12 protein-coding genes and 1 pseudogene are annotated in these 10,026 nt (G+C 68.3%); 8 read left to right on the top strand and 5 right to left on the bottom strand.

The window, feature by feature from the left end:
- Window positions 1–231: 231 nt before the first annotated feature.
- Genes ACIDOCELLA78_RS96320 through cbbX form a run of 7 tightly spaced genes read left to right on the top strand, consistent with a single transcriptional unit; the run spans window position 232 to window position 6,164 of the window.
- Window positions 232–897 (top strand): hypothetical protein, encoded by a 666-nt coding sequence (locus ACIDOCELLA78_RS96320; protein WP_249676848.1) that lies wholly within the window; start codon window positions 232–234, stop codon window positions 895–897.
- On the top strand, window positions 810–1,298 hold the full coding sequence (locus ACIDOCELLA78_RS96315) for a class 1 fructose-bisphosphatase (protein WP_249676846.1): 489 nt from the start codon (window positions 810–812) through the stop codon (window positions 1,296–1,298). Before ACIDOCELLA78_RS96320 ends, ACIDOCELLA78_RS96315 begins: the two co-directional genes overlap by 88 nt.
- On the top strand, window positions 1,295–2,170 hold the full coding sequence (locus tag ACIDOCELLA78_RS96310) for a phosphoribulokinase (protein ID WP_201729845.1): 876 nt from the start codon (window positions 1,295–1,297) through the stop codon (window positions 2,168–2,170). Before ACIDOCELLA78_RS96315 ends, ACIDOCELLA78_RS96310 begins: the two co-directional genes overlap by 4 nt.
- A 37-nt stretch (window positions 2,171–2,207) precedes the next feature.
- Complete coding sequence (gene fba / locus ACIDOCELLA78_RS96305; RefSeq protein WP_201729844.1) at window positions 2,208–3,287, top strand: class II fructose-bisphosphate aldolase; 1,080 nt, start codon at window positions 2,208–2,210, stop codon at window positions 3,285–3,287.
- Between the two features lie 26 nt (window positions 3,288–3,313).
- A complete protein-coding gene (locus ACIDOCELLA78_RS96300; protein WP_201729843.1) occupies window positions 3,314–4,795 on the top strand; it encodes a form I ribulose bisphosphate carboxylase large subunit in 1,482 nt (493 codons plus the stop codon).
- A gap of 12 nt (window positions 4,796–4,807) precedes the next feature.
- Complete coding sequence (locus tag ACIDOCELLA78_RS96295) at window positions 4,808–5,236, top strand: ribulose bisphosphate carboxylase small subunit (RefSeq protein ID WP_201729842.1); 429 nt, start codon at window positions 4,808–4,810, stop codon at window positions 5,234–5,236.
- Between the two features lie 10 nt (window positions 5,237–5,246).
- Window positions 5,247–6,164, top strand: a complete 918-nt coding sequence (gene cbbX, locus ACIDOCELLA78_RS96290) for a CbbX protein (protein ID WP_201729841.1) — start codon at window positions 5,247–5,249, stop codon at window positions 6,162–6,164.
- A gap of 43 nt (window positions 6,165–6,207) precedes the next feature.
- Here the strand turns inward: cbbX and pdxH are convergent, their stop codons facing one another.
- Window positions 6,208–6,795, bottom strand: coding sequence for a pyridoxamine 5'-phosphate oxidase (pdxH, locus tag ACIDOCELLA78_RS96285; RefSeq protein WP_201729840.1), 588 nt, complete (start codon window positions 6,793–6,795; stop codon window positions 6,208–6,210).
- Window positions 6,796–6,897: 102 nt separating this feature from the next.
- Between pdxH and fabI the strand changes: the two are divergent.
- Window positions 6,898–7,733: pseudogene (gene fabI / locus ACIDOCELLA78_RS96280) on the top strand (enoyl-ACP reductase FabI).
- Between the two features lie 21 nt (window positions 7,734–7,754).
- Here the strand turns inward: fabI and ACIDOCELLA78_RS96275 are convergent.
- From ACIDOCELLA78_RS96275 to ACIDOCELLA78_RS96260, 4 genes are all read right to left on the bottom strand, one after another.
- Window positions 7,755–7,955, bottom strand: coding sequence for a hypothetical protein (locus ACIDOCELLA78_RS96275; RefSeq protein ID WP_201729839.1), 201 nt, complete (start codon window positions 7,953–7,955; stop codon window positions 7,755–7,757).
- 32 nt (window positions 7,956–7,987) lie between these two features.
- Window positions 7,988–8,773, bottom strand: a complete 786-nt coding sequence (locus tag ACIDOCELLA78_RS96270; RefSeq protein ID WP_201729838.1) for an ABC transporter permease — start codon at window positions 8,771–8,773, stop codon at window positions 7,988–7,990.
- A 28-nt stretch (window positions 8,774–8,801) separates the two neighbouring features.
- Window positions 8,802–9,509, bottom strand: a complete 708-nt coding sequence (locus ACIDOCELLA78_RS96265; RefSeq protein WP_249676840.1) for an ABC transporter ATP-binding protein — start codon at window positions 9,507–9,509, stop codon at window positions 8,802–8,804.
- 1 nt (window position 9,510) lies between these two features.
- Window positions 9,511–10,026, bottom strand: a 516-nt coding sequence (locus ACIDOCELLA78_RS96260; protein ID WP_201729837.1) for an ABC transporter substrate-binding protein, incomplete at its 5' end; no start/stop codon positions are given.

The raw sequence follows: 10,026 nt of genomic DNA, 5'->3' as shown, positions 1-10,026 counted from the left end.
TCAGGATCGGAACGCGCTCCAATCCCATCCCCCGATCCCGCGCGTCCGACCCGATCAGTCATGCCGTTTCGCGCGTCATGGCGTTTTAATTTTCCAAAATTAAAACCACAGAAATTTTAGCTTTACTAATTAACAACCGGTCTGCCAGTCTTGCCTTCACGACGTGGAGACCACGCGGGGGACAAACGGGCACGAGCCAGAAGGTGGTGCGCAATCCAGGAGGACCATCCGATGAGCACCAGCCTTCGCCTCGAATCCCATCTCGATCACACCGCCGCCCGCACCCCCGCGCTCACCTCGTCCTGCCGGGCGATCGAGGCCCTGGCGATCGCCGCGCGGCAGATCGCCCGCCTGCTCGCCAGCGGCCCGCTGCACGGCGATCTCGGCGCCGTCATCGGCGACTCCCTCGATGGCGACGGCCAGAAGGCGCTCGATGCCATCACCCACCGCCTGATCCGCGACGCCCTCGCCGGCGCCGGGGTTCTCGCCTTCGCGTCCGAAGAGCAGGCGGCGGCGGAATATCTCGACCCCTCCGGTGATATCGCCGTCGCGATCGACCCGCTCGACGGCTCCTCGAACATCGACACGCTGGCCCCGCTCGGCACCATCTTCTCGATCCTCCCGGCCCTGCCCGCGCGGCAGGATGGTGCGGACGCGGTCTTCCTCCAGCCCGGCCGCCGCCAGCTCGCCGCCGCTTCTTCATCTACGGCCCGCGCACCGCGCTGGTCCTCACCCTGGGCGAGGGGACGCGGATCTTCACCCTCGATCCTGTCTCCGGCGCCTTCATCGACCCGCACGGCCCGGTCAGTGTGCCGGCCGAAACCCGCGAATACGCGATCAACGCCGCCAATATCCGCCATTGGAACGAGTCCATCCGCGCCTATGTCGGCGAGCTGACCGAGGGCGGCGACGGTCCTCGCGGGCGCGATTTCAACACCCGCTGGCTCGCCTCGATGGTGGGCGACGCGTTCCGCATTCTCGGCCGCGGCGGCATCTATCTCTACCCGGCGGACCGCCGCCCCGGCTACGAGCGCGGCCGCCTCCGCCTGCTTTACGAGGCGAACCCGATCGCCTTCCTGATGGAACAGGCCGGCGCCGCCGCCACCGACGGCCTGCAACCGATCCTCGACCTTGCGCCGCACGATATCCACCAGCGAATCCCGCTGGTCTTCGGCTCGGCGGAAGAGGTGCGCCGCGTCGCCCTCGCCATGCGCGAGGCCCCGGCCGCGTCCTCCCCCCTGTTCCACCGCCGCTCGCTGTTTCGCACCGACGCCGCCGCCCTCGGCCTGTCCGCATGAGCCAGCGTCATCCCATCATCTCGGTCACCGGCTCCTCCGGCGCCGGCACCACCTCGGTGCGCAACGTGTTCGAGCAGATCTTCCGCCGCGAGAAGATCACCGCCGCCTATATCGAGGGCGATTCCTTCCACCGCTACAACCGCGCCGAGATGAAGGCGCGCATGGCCGAGGCGGAGGCGGCCGGCAACCGCCATTTCAGCCATTTCAGCCCGGAGAACAATCTCCTCGCCGAGCTTGAGGAAACCTTCGCCGCCTACGCCGCCACCGGCGCCGGCCGCTACCGCCACTACATCCACGACCACGACGAGGCCGAGCGCCACGGCGGCTCGCCGGGCACCTTCACGCCCTGGCAGGATATTCCCGCGCCGACCGACATCCTGCTCTACGAGGGCCTGCACGGCGCGGTGAGGCACGGCGAAATCGACACCGGCCGCCATGCCGATATCAGGATCGGCGTCGTCCCCGTCATCAACCTCGAATGGATCCAGAAAATCCACCGCGACCGCGCCGCCCGCCGCTACTCCACCGAGGCGGTGATGGACACGATCCTGCGCCGCATGCCCGACTACATTCATTACATCTGCCCCCAATTCACCGAGACCGACATCAACTTCCAGCGCGTCCCCACGGTCGACACCTCCAACCCCTTCATCGCCCGCTGGATTCCGACCGCCGATGAATCGATCGTCGTCATCCGCTTCCGCGATCCGCACGGCATCGACTTCCCCTACCTGCTCTCCATGCTGCACGGCAGCTTCATGTCCCGCGCGAACTCGATCGCGGTGCCGGGCAACAAGTTCGACCTCGCCATGCAGCTCATCCTGACCCCGATCATCATGCAACTGATGGACCGAAGGCGCCGGGCCCTGTGACCCGCCGCCGCGCGCCGCTCTTCCGGAAGGAATCCCCATGGCCCGCATAACATTGCGTCAGCTTCTCGATCACGCGGCGGAACGCGGCTATGCCGTCCCCGCCTTCAACATCAACAACATGGAACAGGTCATCGCGATCATGGAGGCCGCCGCCGCCTGCGATGCGCCGGTGATCCTCCAGGCCTCGCGCGGCGCCCGCGCCTATGCCGGCGACCGGATGCTGGTGAAGATGATCGAGGCGGCGGAGGCGGAGCATCCGCAGATTCCCGTCTGCCTGCACCAGGATCACGGCAACGACGAATCCACCTGCCTTTCGGCGATCCAGCACGGCTTCACCAGCGTGATGATGGACGGCTCGCTGCTGGCCGACGCAAGAACACCGGCCGACTACGCCTACAACGTCGCCATCACCGCCCGCGTCACCGAGATGGCGCATCGCGTCGGCGTTTCGGTCGAGGGCGAGCTTGGCGTGCTCGGCAGTCTCGAAACCGGCACCGGCGCCGCCGAGGACGGGCATGGCGCCGAGGGCGCGCTCTCGCGCGACCAGTTGCTGACCGACCCCGACCAGGCCGTCGCCTTCGTCCGCGCCACCGGGGTCGATGCGCTGGCCGTCGCCATGGGCACCTCGCACGGCGCCTACAAATTCTCCCGCAAGCCGGATGGCGCGATCCTCGCGATGGACGTGATCAGCGCGATCAACGAGCGCATGCCCGGCCTGCATCTCGTCATGCACGGCTCATCCTCGGTGCCGCAGGAGTTGCAGGAGGCGTTCAACCGCCACGGCGGCGACATGCCGCAGACCTGGGGCGTGCCCATCGAGGAAATCCTCAACGGCATCCGCCACGGCGTGCGCAAGGTGAATATCGACACCGACTGCCGCCTCGCCATGGCCGCCGCCATCCGCAAGGTCGCCACCGTGAACCGCGCGGAATTCGATCCCCGCCAGTTCCTGAAACCCGCCATCGCGGCCCTGCGCGATCTCTGCCGCGCGCGCTTCCAGGCCTTCGGCACCGCCGGCCAGGCGGCGCGAATCAAGTCCCAGCCCCTCGCTGCCATGGCCCGCCACTACGCCTCCGGCGCCCTCGATCCCGTGATCGATGTCGGCCGCGCCGCTTGATGACACCAGAAGACGGAGTCCGCATCATGGATACGCCAAACCCTAACATCACCGACGAGGCCCAGACCGTTCGCGGCAAGGCGCGCTACAAGTCCGGCGTCCTCGAATACCGCAAGATGGGCTACTGGGAACCCGATTACGAACCGAAGATCACCGATGTCATCGCGCTGTTCCGCATCACCCCGCAGGACGGCGTCGATCCGGTGGAGGCCGCCGCCGCCGTCGCCGGCGAAAGCTCGACCGCGACCTGGACCGTCGTCTGGACCGATCGTCTGACGGCCTGCGAGAAATACCGCGCCAAGGCCTACCGGGTCGATCCGGTGCCCAACGCGCCCGGCCAGTATTTCGCCTATATCGCCTACGATCTCGCCCTGTTCGAGCCGGGCTCGATCGCCAACCTCACCGCCTCGATCATCGGCAACGTGTTCGGCTTCAAGCCGCTCAAGGCGCTGCGTCTTGAAGACATGCGGCTGCCCGTCGCCTATGTGAAGACGTTCGACGGCCCGGCGACCGGCATCGTCGTCGAACGCGAGCGGCTCGACAAGTTCGGCCGCCCCCTGCTCGGCGCGACGGTCAAGCCCAAGCTCGGCCTCTCGGGGCGCAATTACGGCCGCGTCGTCTACGAGGCGCTGAAAGGCGGCCTCGACTTCACCAAGGACGACGAGAACATCAACTCCCAGCCCTTCATGCACTGGCGCGACCGGTTTCTCTACTGCATGGAGGCGGTGAACAAGGCGCAGGCCGCGACCGGCGAGGTCAAGGGCACCTACCTCAACGTCACCGCCGGTACGATGGAGGACATGTACGAACGCGCCGCCTTCGCCCACGAGCTTGGCTCGTCCATCATCATGATCGATCTCGTCATCGGCTACACGGCGATCCAGTCGATGTCGAAATGGGCCCGCCGGCACGACATGATCCTGCACCTGCATCGCGCCGGCCACGGCACCTACACGCGCCACAAGACGCACGGCGTCAGCTTCCGGGTGATCTCGAAGTGGATGCGGCTCGCCGGCGTCGATCACATCCACGCCGGCACCGTGGTCGGCAAGCTCGAAGGCGATCCGCTGACCACCCGCGGCTTCTACGACATCCTGCGCGAGGACTACAACGAAACCCGTTACGAACACGGCATCTTCTTCGATCAGGACTGGGCCGGCACGCGCAAGGTCATGCCGGTCGCCTCGGGCGGAATCCATGCCGGGCAGATGCACCAGCTGCTGCATCATCTCGGCGAGGATGTCGTCCTGCAATTCGGCGGCGGCACGATCGGCCACCCGCAGGGCATCGCCGCCGGGGCGATGGCGAACCGCGTCGCGCTGGAAGCGATGATCCTCGCCCGCAACGAAGGGCGCGACTATCTGGCCGAAGGCCCGCAGATTCTCAACGACGCCGCGCGCCACTGCCTGCCGCTGCGCCAGGCGCTCGATACCTGGGGCGAGGTCAGCTTCAACTACGCCTCGACCGACACGCCCGATTTCGTCCCCACCGCCATGCCGGCCTACTGACGGAGCGTTATCATGAGACTGACCCAGGGCTGCTTTTCGTTTCTCCCCGATCTGACCGATGAACAGATCAGCCGCCAGATCCAGTACTGCCTCGACAAGGGCTGGGCGGTGAACCTCGAATACACCGACGATCCGCACCCGCGGAACACCTACTGGGAGATGTGGGGCCTGCCGATGTTCGACATCCGCGACGCGAAGGCGATCATGTCGGAACTCGCGGAATGCCGCCGCATCCACGACGACTGCTATATCCGCCTCTCGGCCTTCGATGCGACGCACACATGGGAGTCGCTGCGCATTTCCTTCATCGTGCAGCGGCCGCGGGACGAGCCGGGCTTCATGCTGACCCGCGCCGAGGCCGCTGGCCGCACCCTGCGCTATGAAACCCGCGCCTATGTCGTGCAGAAGCCCGAAGGCGCGCGCTACGGCAATTCCGGGTGAGGGGGGTGTCATGCCGGAAACCATGACGGACGCCCCCGCCCCGGGCGAGACGGTCGATCTCCGCGCCGCGTTCGACGGCGCCGGGATCGGCGAGGTGCTGGCGGGGCTGGAGCGCGATCTTGTCGGGCTGCGTCCGGTCAAGGCGCGCATCCGCGAGATCGCCGCGCTGCTGCTGGTCGAGCGCGTCCGCCAGGGGTGCGGCCTCGCCACCGAGGCGCCGACGCTGCACATGTCCTTCACCGGCAATCCCGGCACCGGCAAGACGACGGTGGCGCTGCGCATGGCCTCCATCCTCAAGGCGCTCGGCTTCGTCCGCCAGGGACAGCTCGTCTCCGTCACCCGCGACGACCTGGTCGGCCAGTATATCGGCCACACCGCGCCAAAGACCAAGGAGATCCTGAAAAAGGCCATCGGCGGCGTGCTGTTCATCGACGAGGCGTACTACCTCTACCGCCCCGACAACGAACGCGATTACGGCCAGGAAGCGATCGAGATCCTCCTGCAGGTGATGGAGAACCAGCGCGAGGACCTGGTCGTGATCCTCGCCGGCTATGCCGACCGGATGGAGGATTTCTTCACCCTCAATCCCGGCTTCCGCTCGCGCATCGCCCATCACATCGACTTTCCGGACTATGCGGATGACGAGCTGCTGGCGATCAGCGAGTCGATGCTGGCCCGCCAGCATTACCGCCTCTCGCCCGAGGCCGGCGCGGTCATGGCGCGCTACATCGCCCGCCGCCGCGCCCAGCCCTATTTCGCCAATGCCCGCTCGATCCGCAACGCGCTCGATCGCGCGCGGCTGCGCCAGGCCAACCGGCTGATGGCCGCCCCCCAGCCGATCCCGAAAGCGGCGCTGACGATCATCGAACCGGCGGACCTGCTGGCCAGCCGCGTATTCGCCGCCCCGGCGGCGGACGGTTCTGACTGATGATATCGCAGCGCACGATCTCCCGCCGGATCGCGGGTCGCGCTCACGGAAACAGCCGCGTCGCCGTCCATCCCGCGCCGGCGCGGCTGAACACCGCCCGGTCATGCAGGCGGAACTCCCGGTCCTGCCAGAACTCGATCGTCTCCGGCGTCACCTGCCAGCCCGACCAGTGCGGCGGGCGCGGGATCGGCCCGTCGGCATAGCGCGCCGTCGCCTCCTCCAGCCGCCGTTCCAGCTCGTCCCGCGCGCCGAGCGGCCGCGACTGGTCGGACGCCCAGGCGCCGAGCCGCGAAATCCGCGGCCGGCTGTCGAAATACGCATCCGCCTCGGCCTCGGGCACCGCGCGGCACCGCCCTTCGATGCGGATCTGCCGCCGCAGCGACTTCCAGTGGAACAGCAGCGACACTGCCGGATTCGCCCGGATCTCCAGCGATTTGCGGCTTTCCAGGTTTGTGTAAAAAACAAATCCGGTTTCATCCCACGATTTCAGCAGCACGATCCTGGCCGAGGGGCGGCCCTCCGGCGTCGCGGTGGCCAGCGTCATCGCATTGGGATCGTTGGGCTCTGCGGCTTCGGCGTCCTGCATCCACGCGGCGAAAAGCCGGAACGGATCGGCACTGATATCGATCATCGGTTGCTCTCTCTCCCGTGTCGCAATATCTGATAGTCCAAGCCGCCCCCCGCCACCACCCCGGCCGGGCCGGCCGCGACATGCCAGACTGGAGCCCCCGACATGCAGGAATCCGCCCCGACCTACCCGCTCACCGGCACGCTGATGCGTGGCAAGCGCGGCGTCATCATGGGGGTTGCGAACAACCGCTCGATCGCCTGGGCCATCGCGCAGGCCGTCGCGCGCAGGGCGGCGAGCTCGCCTTCACCTATCAGGGCGAAGCGCTGGAAAAGCGCATCCGCCCGCTCGCCGATAGTGTCGGGTCCGACCTCGTCATCCCCTGCGACGTCACCGACGACGCGGCGCTCGACGACGCCTTCGCCGCCATCGCCGACCGCTGGGGCGAGATCGACTTCCTCGTCCACGCCATCGGCTTCGCCGACAAGCAGTTCCTCCGCGGCCGCTATGCCGACACGCCGCGCGCCGCCTTCCTCCAGGCGATGGACATTTCCTGCTTCTCCTTCACCGCGGCGGCGCAGCGCGCCTCGGCGCTGATGAAGCACGGCGGCGCGATGGTGACGCTCACCTATCTCGGCGCCGAGCGCGTCACCCCGCATTACAACGTCATGGGCGTGGCCAAGGCGGCGCTGGAATCCTCGGTGCGCTACCTCGCCGCCGATCTCGGGCGCGACGCGATCCGGGTCAACGGCCTGTCCGCCGGCCCGATCAAGACGCTCGCCGCCTCCGGCATCGGCGATTTCAGCTACATCCTGAAATGGAACCAGCTCAACGCGCCGCTGGAGCGCAATGTGGCGCTCGAGGAAGTCGGCGCCTCCGGGCTCTATCTGCTGTCCGACCTCTCGCGCGGCGTCACCGGCGAGATTCACCACGTCGATTGCGGCTATCACATCGTCGGCATGAAGAACCCGATGGCGCCGGATATCGACGCCGTCGAGTAATCCCCCGCGCCGGGCGCGATCTCAGATTGGCTTATGCGCCCGGTCGATCAGCCGCCGCAGCAGGCCGGGCTTCTTCTCCGGCCGCGCCGTGGCGGCCACCGCCGAAGCCGCCTCGGCGGCGCGGCGCTCCTTGGTCTTCAGCCACTCGTCAAGGCTCATATTGGCCTTGGCGGCGCGCTTGCGTTCATAGTCGAGCTGGGCGTCGGTCATCTTGCGGGTCATGCGCGCGCCTGTGCCAGAACAACCCGCCGGTATCAAGCGCCCCCGCGCGCATCCCGCCCGCCGGCGCCGAAGCGCCGCAGCATCCCCCGCTCGACGGCGCCGAGCGCGGCATAGATCACGATCCCGGTCAGCGCGAGCAGGGTGAGGGCGGCGAACATGCGCGGAATCTCCAGCCGGTAGCCCGCCTCCAGAATCCGCCCGGCCAGCCCCCCGGCAAACCCGCCCGAACTCGCGACGAACTCCGCCACCACCGCGCCCACCAGCGCCAGCGTGCCGGCAATCCGCAGCCCGGCGAGAAAGAAGGGCAGGGCGGACGGCAGCCGCAGCAGCGCCAGCGTCTGCCATCGGCTCGCCCCGTTCAGCCGGAACAGGTCGGCAAGCTCCGGCGGCGTCGCCGCCAGCCCCGCGGCGGTGTTCGACAGCACCGGAAAGAACGCGACGATGGTGGCGCACACCACCATGGCGGCGAATTGCTGATGCACCCAGATGATGATCAGCGGCGCGATGGCGACCACCGGCGTCACCTGCAACACCACCGCCCAGGGCTGGATCGCCGCGCGCGCCAGCCGGCTCGCCGCCATCGCCAGCGCCAGCGCCATGCCGAGCAGCGCGGCCGCCAGCAGCGCCGCCCCCGTCACCGCGAGGGTCGAGACCAGCGAGAGCAGCAGCGAGCCCCGATCCGCCCAGAACGCCGCGACGATCGCCGCCGGCCCCGGCAGCACATAGGGCTTCACCCGCAAGCCGATCACCAGCCCCTGCCACATCGCCAGCGCCGCGAGGCCGAAAACCACCGGCGCGTAACGCTCGGCGCGGCTCATGCCGGCATCACCGCGCGCAGCGTCTGCGTCACCTCGCGCACCAGCGCCGCATAGGCCGGATCGGTCCGCCGGTCCCCGCCCGCGGCGAGCGGACTGGCAATCTCCGCGGCGATCCGCCCGGCCGCGGCGTCATCACCACGATGCGCGAGGCGAGATACGCCGCCTCGTAGATCGAATGGGTCACGAACACGATCGTGCTCCCCGTCTCCCGCCACAGCGCCAGCAGATCGTCCTGCAACCGGTTGCGCGTAAACTCGTCGAGGGCGGCGAAAGGCTCGTCCATCAGCAGCAGCCGCGGCCGCGACACCAGCGCCCGCGCGATCGCCACCCGCATCCGCATCCCGCCCGACAGCGCCGCAGGCTTCGCATCCTCGAACCCGGCCAGCCCGAGCCGCGCCAGCAGGCCATGCACCAGGGCCGCGTCGCCCTCGAAGCGCCGCCCGGCGAGGCGAAGCGGCAAATGCACGTTCCGCGCGGCACTCGCCCAGGGCAGCAGCGTCGCGTCCTGGAACACGAAGCCGATCTCCCCCGCGCCGGGCGCGGCCCCGCCCTCCCAGGCCAGAAGTCCCGCATCCGGCGCGTCGAGCCCGGCCAGCAGCCGCAGCAGCGTCGACTTGCCGCAGCCCGAGGGGCCGAGCAGGGCGACGAACTCGCCCCGCCCGATCGCCGCGTCGATCCCCGCGAGCGCGACCGTCCCGGCCCCGAACCGCCGCGTCACCCGCTCCAGCCGTACCATCTCAGCGCGCGGCCGCGTTCCCCTTCGGCAGGAAGCGCAGCGTATAGGCCTTGCGATAGTCGAACTGCGCCGGATACAGCCCGGCCGCGCGCATCTGCGCGTAGAAGCCCTTCCACCGCGCATCGGTCATCCCGCCGATGCCGATCTTCGCCGTGGTGGCATCCTCGACCACCTGATGCGCCTTGAGCTGGTCATAGCCGAATTTCAGCAGCGCCGGCGTCATGTCCGGGTTGGCCTTGCGGATCAGCGCGAAGGCGGGCGCCGGATTGCCGTCGAGATAGGATTTCCACCCTTCCGCCGAGGCGGCGATGAAGCGGCGCACCACCGAAGGGTCGGTCTTCGCCAGCTTGCGCGAGGTCGCGATCAACTCGCCATACCCGTCGAACCCCGCCTGGTCGAGCCGCAGCACCACCGGGAAATGCCCGGTCTTCTGCTTCACCAGAAACGGCTCCGAGGTGAGAAACCCCTGCACCACGAGGTCCTTGCTGGTGAAGAACGGGGCGAGACTGAAATCATA

The sequence above is a fragment of the Acidocella sp. C78 genome (assembly GCF_907164655.1).
Note: the sequence above shows the minus strand (reverse complement) of the source record. Positions and strands in the feature narration are given on the sequence as shown.

Bases quoted from the DNA above. Each gene is read 5' to 3' on its own strand.
- ACIDOCELLA78_RS96320 (WP_249676848.1), top strand. From the start codon at position 232: ATGAGCACCAGCCTTCGCCTCGAATCCCATCTCGATCACACCGCCGCC.
- ACIDOCELLA78_RS96310 (WP_201729845.1), top strand. From the start codon at position 1,295: ATGAGCCAGCGTCATCCCATCATCTCGGTCACCGGCTCCTCCGGCGCC.
- fba (WP_201729844.1), top strand. From the start codon at position 2,208: ATGGCCCGCATAACATTGCGTCAGCTTCTCGATCACGCGGCGGAACGC.
- ACIDOCELLA78_RS96300 (WP_201729843.1), top strand. From the start codon at position 3,314: ATGGATACGCCAAACCCTAACATCACCGACGAGGCCCAGACCGTTCGC.
- ACIDOCELLA78_RS96295 (WP_201729842.1), top strand. From the start codon at position 4,808: ATGAGACTGACCCAGGGCTGCTTTTCGTTTCTCCCCGATCTGACCGAT.
- cbbX (WP_201729841.1), top strand. From the start codon at position 5,247: ATGCCGGAAACCATGACGGACGCCCCCGCCCCGGGCGAGACGGTCGAT.
- pdxH (WP_201729840.1), bottom strand. From the start codon at position 6,795: ATGATCGATATCAGTGCCGATCCGTTCCGGCTTTTCGCCGCGTGGATG.
- ACIDOCELLA78_RS96275 (WP_201729839.1), bottom strand. From the start codon at position 7,955: ATGACCCGCAAGATGACCGACGCCCAGCTCGACTATGAACGCAAGCGC.
- ACIDOCELLA78_RS96270 (WP_201729838.1), bottom strand. From the start codon at position 8,773: ATGAGCCGCGCCGAGCGTTACGCGCCGGTGGTTTTCGGCCTCGCGGCG.
- ACIDOCELLA78_RS96265 (WP_249676840.1), bottom strand. From the start codon at position 9,509: ATGGTACGGCTGGAGCGGGTGACGCGGCGGTTCGGGGCCGGGACGGTC.